This window comes from Pseudomonas sp. FFPRI_1 (genome assembly GCF_055384485.1).
Genome location: NZ_AP029168.1, coordinates 5,466,234 through 5,482,625 on the forward strand (window position 1 = coordinate 5,466,234; position 16,392 = coordinate 5,482,625).

2 protein-coding genes are annotated in these 16,392 nt (G+C 64.4%); one reads left to right on the forward strand and one right to left on the reverse strand.

Annotation, left to right across the window (positions count from 1 at the left end; translation table 11 throughout):
• Positions 1-58 precede the first annotated feature (58 nt).
• On the forward strand, positions 59-2,533 hold the full coding sequence (locus ACZ5BO_RS24350; protein WP_464696762.1) for a TonB-dependent siderophore receptor: 2,475 nt from the start codon (positions 59-61) through the stop codon (positions 2,531-2,533).
• A 615-nt stretch (positions 2,534-3,148) separates the two neighbouring features.
• Here ACZ5BO_RS24350 and ACZ5BO_RS24355 read toward each other — a convergent pair.
• Positions 3,149-16,387 carry a non-ribosomal peptide synthase/polyketide synthase gene (locus tag ACZ5BO_RS24355; RefSeq protein ID WP_464696763.1) on the reverse strand — a complete coding sequence of 4,413 codons (13,239 nt, stop codon included), beginning with the start codon at positions 16,385-16,387 and terminating at the stop codon, positions 3,149-3,151.
• Positions 16,388-16,392: the final 5 nt, after the last annotated feature.

Sequence of the window (16,392 nt, forward strand, 5' to 3'; positions counted from 1 at the left end):
TAGAACTGAGAATTAATACCATTAACAGTCACTACATTTGCCGGATCTATAAGAGCACATGAGCATGCCCGCACAACACCGACTGACCCCTCTGACGAAAGCACTGCTTCGCCAGGCGTTCTCGCCAAAAATGGCTTCCCGCACCCTGGGCCTGGCCCTGACCCTGCCCTTGATGGCTCAGGTCCAGGCCCAGGAGATCCATTTCAACATCGTCTCGCAGTCCATGTCTGCGGCCCTGCAGGAGTTCGGGCGCCAGGCCAATATGCAGGTGCTCTACAACCCTGACGATGTGCAAGGCAAGCGCAGCAACGCTCTCAGCGGCAGCTATTCGCCGGAGCGGGCCATCGCGGCGATGCTCAATGGCACGGGGGTGGCCTACACCCTCAAGGACAACTCGGTCACTATCCGCAACCATGGTGGCAACGGCTCGCTGGAACTGGGGACCAGCACCATCAGCGGCCAGGGCCTGGGCACCACCACCGAGGACACAGGTTCCTACACCACCGGGGCCATGCAGACCGCCAGCAAGCTGTCGCTGACGGCTCGGGAAACCCCGCAGTCGGTCACGGTCATCACCCGCCAGCGCATGGATGACCAGAACATGAGGTCCCTGGAGGATGTGCTCAAGGCCACCCCCGGCATTTCCATCACCAAGGACGGTCCGCAGCGGCCGACCTTCTACTCCCGTGGTTTTGCCGTCGAAAACCTGATGACCGACGGCTTGCCCAACGATTTGACCCACTACCTGAGCCGGGACATGAACTCCTCGGCTGACATGGCGATCTTCGACCATGTGGAAGTGGTGCGTGGCGCCACTGGGATGATGCAGGGCGCAGGTAACCCGTCGGCAGCGATCAACATGGTGCGCAAGCGCCCCACCGCCACACCGCGGGTCACCGTCACCGGCAGCGCCGGCAGCTGGGACGACTACCGCACCGAGATCGACGCCTCCAACGCCCTCAACGACAGCGGCACCCTGCGCGGCCGGGTGGTCGCCGCCTATCAGAGCAAGGGCAGCTTCCAGGACTTCGTCAGCAGTGAACGCAACGTGTTCTACGGCATCACCGAGGCCGACCTGAACGAAGACACTACCTTCACTTTTGGCGTCTCCAACCAGAGCGGCAGAAACAACACTTCCTGGGGTGGCCTGCCGGTTGCAGCCGACGGCAGCGACCTGCACCTCAAGCGCTCGACCTACCTGGGCAGCAAGTGGGAGTACTGGGATCAGAACAACACCACCGCGTTCAGCCGCCTGGAGTATCGCTTCGCCAACAGCTGGAAAATGCTCCTGTCCGCCAGCAAGAGCTGGTCGGACCTGAACATGCTCGGCTCCATTCCGGAACGCATGGGCGCCAACTACGATGAGTTCGGCCAGAACATCGGCCGCTACGACTACGAAGACCAGCAAAACAGCTACGACGGTTACGTCACCGGCCCCTTCTCGCTGTTCGGGCGCACCCATGAACTGGTGGTGGGTGCCAGCCGGCGCGACTTGACGTTCAAGGGCAAGGGCCTGCCCATCGACCTCGAGACCCATACCAACATCTACAAGCCCAGCGGCATTCCCAAACCGGACATGAGTGCCAACCCCTGGACACAGCGCCGTACCAGCCAGTTGGAAGGCACCTACGTCACCACCCGTCTGAGCATCACCGATGACCTGAAGCTGATCCTTGGCGGACGCCTGGACTGGTACGACTACGACGTGACCACCACCTGGAACGGCAAAGCCTCCGCCTCCAGCCTGCCCAACAAAGTGACACGGCACCTGACCCGCTATGCCGGAGCCATCTATGACCTGGACCAGAACCACTCGGTCTATGTCAGCTACACCGATATCTTCAAGCCACAGACCGAACTCGACGCCTCCAACGGCGCGCTCAAGCCCATCGAAGGCAAGAACTACGAACTGGGCATCAAGGGCGAGTACTTCGACGGCAAACTCAATGCCAGTGCGGCGATCTTCCGCATCGACCAGGAAAACCGCGCCAAGGTACTCAACCCCAACCAGTGCAACCCGGTGGGAAGCACCTGCTACGAAGCCGCGGGCCAGGTGCGCAGCGAAGGTATCGAACTGGAAATCAACGGCACCCTGGCCCCGGGCTGGGAACTAGGGGCGGGTTACACCTATGCCTCGGTCAAGTACACCAAGGACTCCAACGAAGCCAACGTCGGCCGCCTGTTCGACACCGATATCCCGCGCAGTGTGTTCAAGGCCTTCACCACCTACCAACTGCCTGGCGACCTGAACCGCTGGACCATTGGTGGCGGGATCTATGGCCAGAACACCATCTACAACAAAGGCACTAACGACTACCTGAGCACCTTCGACTACCGCATCGAACAGAAGTCCTACGCCCTGGTGGACCTGATGACCAGCTACAAGGCCTCGGAGAATGTGAACATCCGCCTCAACGTGAACAACCTCTTCGACAAGCGCTACTACCAGAGCATCGGCACCAACACCGACTACGGCACCAGCCTCTATGGCGACCCGCGCAATGCCATGGTCACGGTCAGTTGGTCTCTGTGAAACACCCCCTCCTGTAGGAGCCGGCTTGCCGGCGAAGGCGCCCTTGAGACTCGTGCGCATTCGCTGGCAAGCCAAATCCTGCAACGCGATGAATTCCCCTCCCCTCCCACATCCCCTTCCGTAGGAGCCGGCTTGCCGACGAAGGCGCCCGCAAGTCATGCAGCGCCCCGGGTGACGTCTTCGCTGGCAAGCCAGCTCCTACAGCAGTCAGGTACACGGCGCAGATCCCCGTAGGAGCCGGCTTGCCGGCGAAAGGGCCCGCAAGTCATGCAGCGCCCCGGGTGACGCCTTCGCTGGCAAGCCAGCTCCTACAGCAGTCGGATACACGGTGCAGATCCCCGTAGGAGCCGGCTTGCCGGCGAAGAGGCCCGCAAGTCATGCAGCGCCCTGGGTGACGCCTTCGCTGGCAAGCCAGCTCCTACAGCAGGCAGATAGACCGTGCAGATCCCCGTAGGAACCGGCTTGCCGACGAAGGCGCCCGCAAGTCATGCAGCGCCCCGGGTGACGCCTTCGCTGGCAAGCCAGCTCCTACAGAGCGAGGGCGAGCCGTTGATTTGCTTATGACGAAAACGACAAAGGCCTGGACCGTTGCCGGTCCAGGCCTTTGTCGGTGACTCAGTTCAAGCAGGTCAGCAACTGCTCTGTGAAGCTCTCCAGCAAGGCTCGGCTGTCCACCATGGCTTCATGGCGGGCTTCGATACGGTATGAAGCGGCTATCTCGCCACCCTGCACCTCGCGACCCATGGCCTGCTCCATGACCTGGATCCGCTCCCGGGCATAATCGCTGGACCACCACAGCCGCGGCGCAACCTGCAACGGACGGTAGGCATAGGCCGCAGACAAGGCACTCAAGTCATTGAACACGGCGCTGACCAGCGAGGCGTCAAACTCGGCCTTGAACAGCCCCACCACCCGATCCAGCTCGCCGGGAGCCAGGGGGATATTGCCAGCCACCCAGCCATGGATGCTCTGCCAGTCGAGCTCGGCTTCGCGCCTCAAGCGGCTCTCGATCATCTGCGCACTGCCCGGGAACTGCTGGCAGAGCTTGTCGACGATCGCCCGCCACTCGGACTCGGCCGTCACAGTGACGGGCATCTCCTGCGTCTGGACCTGATCGTCCCCGGCGCCCTGAGGCGGTGTCGGGTCGAGCAGGCCAAGGAAACGCACCGTCTCTCCCGCCGCCTCCAGTTCACTGGCCACGTCCATGGCAATGGACCCGCCCAGGGACCAGCCTGCCAGGTAGTAAGGACCTGTCGGCTGCACCTGGCGGATGCTGGCGACATAGCGCTGAATCATGGCCAGCCATGAAACCTCGCTCCAGTCGGCTTGCAGGTAGGCCTGATGCAGCACGCCATACACCGTGCAATGGTCGCGCAACTGCGCCGCCAACGGCAGGTAGCCATATACGCTGCCCCCCGCCGGGTGGAAGCAGAACAGCGGTTGGCCGGCGCCGCCCAGGGCGACGACGTTCTGCGCGCTGTCAGCCTGGCCAACGGCGATCGCACCAGCCAGTTGCCCCACAGTCGGCGCCGCGAACAGGGCATTGATGCTCAGTTGCACAGCCAGTGCCTGGTTGATGGCGCCGATCAGGCGCAAGGCATCCAGGGAGTGGCCGCCCAGTTCGAAGAAGTTGTCGTCCAGGCCCACCTGTTCGATGTCCAGCACCTGGCTCCAGAGGGCGGCGACCTGCTGTTCCAGTTCGCTCTGCGGAGCATTGTAGGCTTGCTGCAACTGACTAGCCTCGGCTTTAGGCAGGGCCTTGCGGTCCAGCTTGCCGTTGGGGCTCAACGGCAGCGCTTCGAGGAACAGCAGGTGCGCCGGCAGCATGTAGTCCGGCAGCACCTCCTTGAGAGCCCCCTTCAATTGCTCGCGCAATTGCGCCTGGGCCTCGGGCGTATCGGCCGCCACCTGCGCGGCTGGCACGACGTAAGCCACCAGTTGCGGCCCGCTCGCACCGTCCTGGGCCAGCACAATTGCCTCGCGTACTTGAGCCAGCTCCAGCAACCGCGCTTCTATCTCGCCCATTTCGATGCGGAAACCGCGGATCTTCACCTGGTGGTCGATGCGCCCGGCGTACTCGATCACGCCTTCGGCGTCATAACGGGCCAGGTCGCCGGTGCGGTACAGACGACCGCCATCGGTGTTGAACGGATCGGGAATGAAACGCTCGGCGGTCAGGCCTGGGCGGTCGTGGTAACCCCGGGCCAGCAGGTCGCCGCCAATCATCAGCTCACCCATCACACCGTTGAGCGGCAGGTTGCCGCTGTTGTCCAGCAAGTAGATAGAGCGGCCCGGCAGGGCCTTGCCCAGTGGAATCACCGCCGGCATCGGCTGAGCACCATTCAGGTAGGCGCCGCAATCATGGGTCGTGGCACTCACGGTGGCTTCGGTAGGCCCGTAGGTGTTGAGCAGGCAGACCTGATCCAGGCCGGCCTGTTTCCACGCCGCCACGCCTTCCGCCGGCATGGCCTCGCCCCCCAGGTTGAGCTGACGCAGGCGGCCAAAGTCCCGTGGCCCCTTGGCGGCGAAGTCCTTGCCCAGCATGAACCAGTAGGCGGTGCTCAAGTCGACGATGCTGATGCCCTGCTCGATCAGCTCGCGGTAGAAGGTTTCGCTGTCCCACAACGCCTTGCCGCGGATCACCACCGACGCACCACAGATCAGCGCCGGGTACAGCTGTTCGACAAAGGCGTCGAAGTTGAAGGTAGAGAACTGCAAGCCACGGTCGGCAGCCGTCATGTTGAAATGGCTGGCGGTGGCCCGTGCGTGCTGGCTCAGGGCATTGTGGGTGATGCCTACGCCCTTGGGCCGGCCGGTGGAACCGGAGGTGTACATCACGTAGGCCAGGTTTTCTGCACTGCTGCGTTCTGGCGGGTTGCCCTGCGCCATACCGGCCAGCCAGACGGGAGCCTGGTCCAGGCACAGGTACGGCACCGCGAGGCCATCCTGCAAACGCTCCAGCAGCGGCGACTGGGTCAGCAGCAACTGGATGCCGCTGTCCTGCATCATGTAGTGCAGGCGCTCCTGAGGGTATTCAGGGTCCAGCGGCACGTAGGCGCCGCCAGCCTTGAGCACCGCCAGCAGGCCAACAATCATGTCCAGCCCACGCTCCACGGCAATGCCGACCCGCACGTCCGGGCCCACGCCTTGCTCGATCAGCTTGTGGGCCAACTGGTTGGCCCGCTGGTTGAACTGGCCGTAGCTCAGTTGCTCACCGGCACACAATAGCGCCACGGCATCCGGCGTGCGTGCGGCCTGGGCTTCGATCAACTGGTGGATATTCAGGTCCCGACCCACTTGCCCGGCCGCCCGGCGGGATGCTTGTTCAACGGCCATCCGTTGCCCATCGCTGAGCAGCGAGAGGTCCCCCAGGCACTGCCGGGGGTTGCCGATCATGGCCAGCAGCAGCTGTTGCAGGCCCTCGGCCAACTGCTGGATCGCGGCGGCACTGAAGTGCTGGCACGAATAGCTGTAGTCGAACGACAGGCGCTCAGCGACGAACACCGACAGGGTCAGCGGGTAGTTGGTCTGCTCATGATTGCCTACCGCGCCAAATTGCAGCTGTGCCGGCGAGCCTTTTTCCAGGGCTTCGGACACCGGGTAGTTCTCGAACACCAGGATGTTGTCGAACAGCGCCTCGCCCCCCAGGCCGGCCCAACGCTGCACGTCGTACAGCGGCGTGTGTTCGAAGTCACGCAGGGCCAGGTTGCGTTCCTGCACCGCCTGCAACCAGTCGCTGACCGACATCTGCGGACGTGGCGCGGCCACCACCGGCAAGGTGTTGATGAACAGCCCGATCTGCTGCTCCACCCCCTTGAGTTCTGCCGGCCGGCCAGACACGGTGGCACCGAACACCACAGTGTCCTGCCCGGTGCAGCGTTGCAGCAGCAACAGCCAGGCGGCTTGCACCAGGGTGTTGACCGTAACTTTCTGCTGTCGGGCAAACTCGCCCAGGCTGCGGGTCTGAGCCTCGTCGAGGGTGCAGCCGTGGCTGCCATGGCCCTCCTCCAGCGGCGCGCGTGCACCGCCAGCAATGGCCTGGGCCAGACGGGTCGGCTCATCCAACCCCTGCAGTTGCTGTTTCCAGAAATGTTCACTGAGGGTGGCGTCCTGGCGTTGCAGCCAGGCGATGTAGTCGCGGTAGCGCCCGGTCAGGTGCTGCGGCAATTGACCGGCATAACGTTGCAGTACTTCACCGAGCAACTGCGAGTTGCTCCAGCCGTCCATCAGGATGTGGTGGTTGGTGTAGATCAGGTGGTAGCGCTGCTCGCCAGTGCGCACCAGGGTCAGGCGCAGCAGGGGCGCAGCGGCCAGATCGAAGCCCCGTTGACGCTCGGCCGCAGCCAGGGCGTCCAGGGCTTGCGGGGTCTGCTCTGGCGAGCGCCAGTCGTGCTCGGCACACTCCAGGCTGACCTGCTTGTACACCACCTGGATCGGCGCCGGCAGTTCGCCCTGCCAGAGGAAACCGCTGCGCAGGATGTCATGGCGCTCGATGGTTGCCTGCCAGGCCTGGCGGAAGCGCTCGGGATCGAGCCCGTCCACATCTACCCGCAGCTGGTTGATGTAGTCGCCGCCCTCCTCTTGATACAGGGTGTGGAACAGCATGCCTTGCTGCATCGGCGACAGCGGGTAAAGGTCTTCGACCTGGGCCAGGGCCAGCGGCAAGCGGTCCAACTGCTGCTGGTTCAGGCCGGCCAGCGGGAAGTCCGACGGGGTGGCGCCACGGTGCTCGGACTGGCTGCAGTGTTCGATCAGGGCCTGGAGCTCCTGGGCATACTCGTCTGCCAGGCGCTGGATGGTGGCGGTATCGAACATCGCCCGGCTGAAGTTCCAGCCCAGGCTCAGCTCACCGCCATAGACCTGACCGTTGAGGGTCAGCCAGTTGCCCAGGGGGGCGTGCAGGCTCTGGTCGTCGCCCTTGGCCTCATTGGCCGGGGCAAACCATGCCTGCTGGTCATCGAAGCTGCCGTCGAACTGCCCCAGGTAGTTGAAGGTGATGCGTGGTACGGCCAGTGCGGCGAGGGCTGCCTGGGCTTGAGCATCCCCCAGGTAGCGCAGGGCACCGAAGCCGATGCCCTTGTCGGGCACGGCACGCAGCTGTTCCTTGATGAACTTGATCGAGTCGGCCAGGGCCGGCTGCGGCGTCAGCTTCACCGGGAACACGCTGGTGAACCAGCCCACGGTGCGGCTCAGGTCGATGCTGTCGAACAGCTCTTCACGGCCGTGGCCTTCCAGTTGCACCAGGGCGCTGCTGTCGCCGGTCCAGCGGGTGATGACTCGGGCCAGGGCGGTCAGCAGCAGGTCGTTGATCTGGGTGCGATAGGCTGCCGGCGCATCCTGCAACAGGCGCTGGGTATCACCCTTGCTCAGCCGGGTTTCGACACTGGTCGCGTGCTGGTTCTGCAATCCGTCATGATCGTGGTCGCAGGGCAGGTTTGACTCGACACCCTGCAGCTGCGTCTGCCAGTAACCCAGCTCCTGCTGCAGCGCTGTGCTGCTGGCATAGGCTTGCAGCTGCCCGGCCCAGGCCTGGGTCGAGCTGGACTTGGCCGGCAGTGCCTGATTGCCCAACAGGGCTTGCAGATCCTCCAGGAGAATCCGCCAGGACACCCCATCCACCACCAGGTGATGAACGATCAGCAACAGGCGCTGGCTCTGGTCGGCCAGGGTGAACAACACGGCCCGCAGCAACGGCCCCTCTTGCAGGTTGAGACTGCGCTGGGCCTGCTCGGCAAACTGTTGCAACGCCTGGGCGTCGGCGACATTGGCCTGCCACAGCAGTTGCACCGGCTCATCGGCATCGGCAAAGGCTGCGCTCCACGTTTCCTGATGTTCGGTAAAGCGCAGGCGCAGGGCATCGTGCTGCACCGTCAGGGCCTGCAAGGCGCTTTCCAGGGTCTGGGCTTGCAGCGCCTGTAGCGGTTTGAGCAGCACCGACTGGTTCCAGTGATGACGCTCCGGCACCGGTGTATCGAAGAACCACTGCTGGATCGGCAGCAGCGGCATTTGCCCACGCACCGGGCCCTGGTCGATCTGCAAACCGCCCTCGCCCTGCTCCGCCACCGTGGCCAGCCCCTGCACCGTCTGGTGCTGGAACAGGTCCTTGGGGGTGAAGCGGATACCGGCCTGCCGCGCCCGGCTGACCACCTGGATCGAGATGATCGAGTCGCCGCCCAGCTCGAAGAAGTTGTCGGTGACGCCCACCTGCTCAAGCTTCAGCACATCGGCCCAGATCGCCGCGATCTGTTGCTCCAGATCGTTCTGCGGCGCCACATAAGTCTGCTGCATCAGCTGCGCATCGACTTTCGGCAGCGACTTGCGGTCCAGCTTGCCGTTCGGCGTCAGCGGCAGCGCTTCGAGGAACAGCAGGTAGGTCGGCACCATGTAGTCCGGCAGGCTCTCGCGCAGGCGCGCCTTGATGCTCTCGCGCAACTGCGCCTGGCGCTCGTTGCTCGACGCCACCTCGGCGTCCACCGGCACGATGTAGCCCACCAGCTGCTGGCCGCTCGGCCCTGGCTGGGCGATCACCGCCACTTCCAGCACCGGGTCCTGCTCCAGCAGCCGCGCTTCGATCTCGCCCAGCTCGATACGGAAGCCCCGTACCTTCACCTGATGGTCAACACGGCCCACATATTCCACCAGGCCGTCGGTACGGTAGCGGGTCAGGTCGCCGCTGCGGTACAACCGGGCGCCGGTGGTGCTGTAGGGGTCAGGGATAAAACGCTCGGCCGTCAGCCCAGGTCGATCCAGGTAACCCCGGGCCACGCCCAGGCCACCCAGGTACAGCTCGCCCGCCACGCCCACCGGCAACAGGTTGAGGTTGGCATCGGCCACATAGGCGCTGCGATTGCCGACGATATTGCCGATAGGCGCGTAGGCCGCATCACAGGGATCACCCGCCTTAGCCTTCCAGATCAACGGGGTAACCACCGTCTCGGTCGGGCCATAACCGTTGAAGATGTACTTGGGACGCAGCACCCGCCACGCCAAGTCGTAACTGGCCTGGGGCACGGCATCGCCGCCGAAGCAGTAGACCCGCACCGCCGGCGGATTGCCGTCGCGCTCGGCGTGCACCGCCAGTTGCTGCAGGTACACCGGCGGGAACACACCCACGGTGACGCCGTAGCGGTGCATCTGTTCGTAGGTGAACTCCGGCGACCACAAGCTATCGTCGCGGATCAGCACGCTGGCGCCGTAGATCAGTGGGTGCATCCAGCCTTCGTGGGAGCCGTCGAAGGCGAAGGACATGAAGTGCAGCTCGCAATCCGCCGGGCTCATTTCATAACGCTCGCCGGTGGCCAGGCTGTGCATGGCCAGCGGACCATGGGACACCGCCACGCCCTTGGGCAAGCCGGTGGAACCGGAGGTGTAGATCACGTAGGCGAGGTTTTCCTCGGCCAGGGCTACCTCGGGGCTGGTCACCGGATAGGCTGCAAAATCCGCCGCGCCTTCGACGCTGAGGGTCGGCAAACCGTCCGGGATCGGCAAGCGGTCCAGCAGATGGTTCTGGGTCAACAGCAGCCAGGCGCCGCTGTCTTGCATCATGTAGCGCAGGCGGTCCTGGGGGTATTCGATATCCAGCGGCACATAGACCCCACCGGCCTTGAGCACGGCCAGGAAGGCCACCATGATTTCCGCACAGCGCGGCATGGCGATGGCCACCCGCACCTCCGGGCCAACGCCCAGTTCGATCAGCTTGTGCGCCAGTTGGTTGGCTTGCGTATCCAGCTCGCGGTAGCTCAGGCGCTGCTCGGCGAAGAACACTGCCGGCGCATCCGGGGCCTTGGCCGCCTGATCGGCAAACAGCTGGTGGACAAAACGGTGAGTCGGGTAGACCACATCGGTGTGGTCCCACTCCTGACGAATGCGCCGCTGCTCGTCCCGAGTCAGCAATGGCAACTCACCCAGGCCGGTTTGCGCATGCTCCATCAGGCTCAGCAACAGGCCCTGCAAGTGCCCGCCCAACTGCACCATCGAAGGTTCAGAGAAGGATTCACGGGCATAAATGAACTCGAACGACAGGCTCGCCCCCAAGTTGACCGCAACCGTCAGTGGGTAGTTGGTCTGCTCGTGGTTGCCCACCGCGCCAAAGCGCAGTTGCGCCGGGGCGCCTTTTTCCAGGGCCTCTGACACCGGGTAGTTCTCGAACACCAGGATGTTGTCGAACAGCGCGTCCCCGCCCAGCCCGGCCCAGCGCTGCACTTCGTACAGCGGCGTGTATTCATAGTCACGCAGCGCCAGGTTGCGGTTCTGTACCGCCTGCAGCCACTGGCTCACGGTCATGTCCGGGCGTGGCGTGGCCACCACCGGCAAGGTGTTGATGAACAGGCCTACCTGCTGCTCGATGCCCTTGAGCTCAGCGGGGCGCCCCGCCACCGTGGCGCCGAACACCACGCTTTCCTGCCCGGTGCAACGTTGCAGCAACAGCAGCCACGCCGCCTGCACCAGGGTATTGACCGTGACCTTCTGCTGCCGGGCAAATTCGCCAAGGCGTGCCGTCTGTGCCAGGTCCAGCTCGCGATGATGCTTGCCGTGGCCGGTGCCAGCCGGAATCTCCGCGACCCGGGACAGCGCCTGGGTCAGGCGGGTCGGTTCATCCAGCGTCTGCAGCTGTTCTTTCCAGAAGCTTTCACAGGCCTGGGCATCCTGGCGTTGCAGCCAGGCGATGTAGTCCCGGTAACGGCCCGGCGCGTGGCTCGGCAGTTGACCGGCATAGCGCTGCAGCACCTCACCGAGCAGCTGCGAGTTGCTCCAGCCGTCCATCAGGATGTGATGGTTGGTGTAGATCAGGTGGTAGCGCTGCTCGTCGATACGCACCAGGGTCAGGCGCAACAAGGGCACCGCATCCAGCTCGAAGCCACGCTGGCGCTCGGCGGTGGCCAGGGTGTCCAGGGCCTCCTGCTGCTGTGGCTGGCTGCGCCAGTCATGCAGGGTGCAATCCAGGGCAATGTGCTTGTGCACCACTTGCAGCGGCGTCGACACCTCGCCCTGCCAGATAAAGCCGGTGCGCAGGATGTCATGCCGATCGATGGCCGCCTGCCAGGCCTGCTGGAAGCGCAGCGGATCGAGGCCGTCCACGTCCACCCGCAGTTGATTGATGTAGTCGCCCGCCGCCTGCTCATAGAGGGTATGGAACAGCATGCCCTGCTGCATGGGCGACAGGGGGTAGAGGTCTTCGACCGAGGCCATCGACACCGGCAGACGATCCAGTTGCTGCTGGGTCAGGCCCGCCAGCGGGAAGTCCGACGGGGTCGCGCCCGCCTGCTGCGGTGCGCAGCAATGCGCCACCAGCGCCTTGAGCTCCTCGGTATAGTCGTCGGCCAGCCGCTGCACGGTGGCGGTATCGAACATCTGCTGGCTGAAGGTCCAGTTCAGGCTCAACTCGCCGCCATAGACCTGGCCATCCAGGCTCAGCCAGTTGCTCAGCGGGGCCAGTGGGCTCTGATCGTCGCCCTTGGCTTCACCGCTGGGTTTGAACAGGGAATCCTGCTCGTCGAAACTGCCGTCGAACTGGCCCAGGTAGTTGAAGGTAATACGCGGCACGGCCAGGGCTGCCAGGGCCTGCTGCGCCTGAGCATCCCCCAGGTAACGCAGGGCGCCAAAACCGATGCCCTTGTTCGGCACCGCCCGCAGTTGTTCCTTGATGAACTTGATCGAGTCGGCCAGGGACGCCTGGGGCGTGAGCTTCACCGGGAACATGCTGGTGAACCAACCCACGGTGCGGGTCAGGTCGATGCTGTCGAACAGGTCTTCGCGGCCGTGGCCTTCCAGTTGCACCAGGGCACTGGCTTCGCCGGTCCAGCGGGTGATGACCCGGGCCAGGGCGGTCAGCAGCAAATCGTTGATCTGGGTGCGGTAGGCCGCCGGGGCGTCCTGCAGCAGGCGCTGGGTATGGGCCTTGTCCAGGCGTGAGCTCAGGTTGCTGGCGTGCTGGTTCTGCAACTCGGTGACCGGGCGATCCTGCGGCAGGTTCGACTCGACGCCCTGCAACTGAGCCTGCCAGTACTTGAGTTCTTCCTGCAGCGCTGCACCTTGGGCATAGGTCTGCATCTGCTCGGCCCAGGCCTGGGTCGAGCTGGTCTTGGCCGGCAACGCCAGGGTCTGGCCGGCGCTGAGTTGAGTGTGGGCCAGTTGCAGATCCTCCAGCAGGATCCGCCAGGACACGCCGTCCACCACCAGGTGGTGGATCACCAGCAACAGACGCTGGCTGCCGTCCTCCAGGCTGAACAGCACGGCCCGCAGCAGCGGCCCGTCCTGCAGGTTCAGGCTGCGCTGCGCCTCGATCGCCGACTGCTCCATGGCCTGGGCACTATCCACCGCAACCTGCCAGAGCAGCTCCGGCCGCTGGCTGGCATCGGCAAAACGCGCCGACCAGCCATCAGCCTCCTGGCGGAACTGCAACCGCAAGGCGTCATGCTGCACCCGCAGCGCCTGCAAGGCGCTCTCTACCACTTCGGCGCGCAGCGGCTGAGACGGCTTGAGCAGCACTGACTGGTTCCAGTGATGGCGTTCGCTCATGGGCAGCTCGAAGAACCACTGCTGCACCGGCAGCAGCGCAGTCGCGCCATGCACCGGGCCCTGGTCGATCTGCACCCCGCCTTCACCCTGCTCGGCCACTGCCGCCAGCCCCTGTACCGTCTGGTACTGGAACAGATCCCGCGGGGTGAAGCGGATACCGGCCTGCCGCGCGCGGCTGACCACCTGGATCGAGATGATCGAGTCGCCACCCAGTTCGAAGAAGTTGTCGGTCGCCCCCACCTGCTCCAGCTTGAGCACATCGGCCCAGATCGCCGCGATCTGCTGTTCCAGCTCGCTCTGCGGCGCCACATAGACCTGCTGCATCTGCTGGGCATCGACCTTGGGCAGGGCCTTGCGGTCGAGCTTGCCGTTGGGGGTCAGGGGCAATGCTTCGAGGAACAGCAAGTACGCCGGCACCATGTAGTCCGGCACATGCTCCTTGAGTGCACTCTTGATGTTCTCGCGCAGGGTGGCCTGGGCATCCCCGGCGACGGCCATTGCCGCGTCGCTCGGCACAATGTAGGCCACCAGTTGCTGGCCGTTGTCACCCTCGTGGGCCAGGACGAAAGCCTCGCGCACCGCCGCTTGCTGCACCAGCCGCGCTTCGATTTCCCCCAGCTCGATACGGAAGCCGCGGATCTTCACCTGATGGTCGATGCGACCGATGTACTCGATCACCCCATCGGCGCGATAGCGGGTCAGGTCGCCGGTGCGATACACCCGGCCACCGTCGCTGGAGAACGGATTGGGCACGAACTTCTCGGCGGTCAACGCCGGGCGTGCCAGGTAGCCACGGGTGACCCCGGCACCGGCCAGGTACAGCTCGCCGGCACTGCCCACCGGCACCGGTTGCAGGTCCGGGCTGAGGATGTAGCTCTGGGTATTGCTGATGGCCCGGCCGATATTCGCCTGCCCTCCCGCCTCGCGCCGGGTGTAGGTCGAGTAGGTGGTGTCTTCCGATGGGCCATACAGGTCGTAGACATGCACCAGCCCCGGCTGTTGGTAGAGGCTGTCCACCAGGGCCTGTTTCAGCGGCTCACCCGCCAGGTTGATGATCCGTACGCTGGGCGGAATCTGCCCGCTGCGCTGCAGCGCGGCAATCGCCGACGGCACGGTGTTGATCAAGCGCACCCGGTCGCGGTCTGCCAGCTCCGGCAGCTCAAGGGCGTTGCGGGCCAGGACGATGGAGCCGCCGCTGGACAGGGTGACAAACAGCTCCCACACCGACAGGTCGAAGCAGATCGAAGTCGAGGCCAGCACCCCTTGCAGGTCTTCAGTGCTGTACACCCGATTCGACCAGTCGATCAGCGCCAGCACGTTGCGATGGGCAATCGCCACGCCCTTGGGCAGGCCGGTGGAACCGGAGGTGTAGATCACATAGGCCAGATTGTCCGGAGTCGCGCGTGGCGCCGGGTCGTCTGTCGAGTAGCCATCCAGCCAGCCCGGCTGGGCATCCAGTTGCAGGGTCTGCAGGGATTCCACGGACGGCAGCAGCGACAGCAAGGCGCTTTCGGTCAGCAGGATCTGCGCCTGACTGTCGCGCAGCATGTGCTCCAGGCGATCCTGTGGATAGTCCGGGTCCAGGGGCACATAGGCGCCACCGGCCTTGAGCACCGCCAGCAGCGCCACGACCATTTCCGGGGTGCGCTGCAAGGCCACGCCGACCCGCACTTCAGGCCCCACGCCCAGCTCGATCAGCTTGTGCGCCAGGCGGTTGGCCCGGGCATTGAGTTCCCGGTAGCTCAGGCGTTGGCCGGCGAACAGCAGGGCTTCGGCCTCCGGGGTTTTCAGTGCTTGTGCTTCCACCAACTGCTGCACGCAACCATCGCTGGGGAACTCACCGGTGGCCGGGGTCCACTCGTGCAGCAACTGGTGCTGCTCGGCAGCGCCCAGCAGCGGCAGGTCTCCCAGACGCTGGCGCGGCTGCTGGACGATGCCCTGCAGCAACTGCACCCAGGACTGGGCCAGACGCTCGATGGTGGAGGCCTCGAACAGGTCGGTGGCGTAGGTCAGGGAGGCCCAGAGACCATCCTCGGATTCGAAGGTATCCAGGGTCAGGTCGAACTGCGCGGCACGCCCCTGCCAACTCAGGGTCTCGATGCTGAGGTCGTCCAGACGCTGGCTCTGCCCACCTTTCTTGACCGCGGTCTGGTGGTTGAACATCGCCTGGAACAGCGGGCTGTGGCTCAGGCTGCGCTCGGGGCGCAGGGCTTCCACCAACTGTTCGAAAGGCAAGTCCTGGTGGGACTGAGCCATCAGCGCGGTCTGCTTGACCTGCTGCAGGAAATCATTGAAGCCCAGCTGCCCGTCGACCTCGGCCTTGAACACCTGGGTATTGACGAAGAAGCCGATCAGGCGCTCGGTCTCCACCCGGTTGCGGTTGGCGGTCGGCACGCCGACGCGGATGTCCGCCTGGCCGCTGTAACGGTGCAACAGCACCTGGAACGAGGCCAGCAGCAACATGAACAGGGTTGCCCCTTCACGCTGGGCCAATTGCTTGAGGCCCAGGCGCAGCTCTTCCGGCAAGGGAATATCCAACAGCGCCCCCCGATAGCTCTGGATCGCCGGGCGCGAGTGGTCCAGCGGCAGCATCAGCAAGGGTTGCTCCCCGGCCAGTTGCTCCAGCCAGTAGCCCAGTTGCCGCTCACGCTCGCCGGCATCCATCCACTGGCGCTGCCAGTTGGCATAGTCGGCGTATTGAATCGGCAAGTCCGGCAGGTTGACGGTGCGTCCCAGGCGGTAGCCGGCATAGAGCTGGATCAGCTCGTCGACCATCACCCCCATCGACCAGCCATCGGAAACGATGTGGTGCTGGGTCAGGACCAGCACATGCTCGTCTGCTGCCACCCGCAGCAATTTGGCCCGCAGCAGCGGGCCATTGCGCAGATCGAAGGGCGGCTGGCTCTTGCTGTCGGTCAGGGCATGGACCTGGGCCTCATAGGACAGGCCGCCGGCGTGCAGTTCGATGACCTCGATGTCCAGCGGCGCCGGTGGATGGACCACCTGCACCGCCGTGCCATCTTCTTCGGAAAAGGTAGTGCGCAGGGTTTCATGCCGGGCAATCAGGGTATCGAATGCATGGCGCAGCGCGTCGAGGGCCAGTTCTCCGGTCAAGCGCAGCGCCGTGGTGATGTGGTAGGCGGTGCTGTCGGGTTCCAGTTGCCAAAGGAACCACTGGCTTTCCTGGGTATAGGAGAGAACCGGCGCCTCGTCGGCGCCGCGGCTGCAGATAGGAGCGATACCAAAGAGGTTGATGCCCTTTTCTTTAAGCAAAATCGCCAGGGCTCTTCTTTCCTTGGAAGAAAGCGTGCCTACCGAGTCGATTAAAGCTTGCATGTACT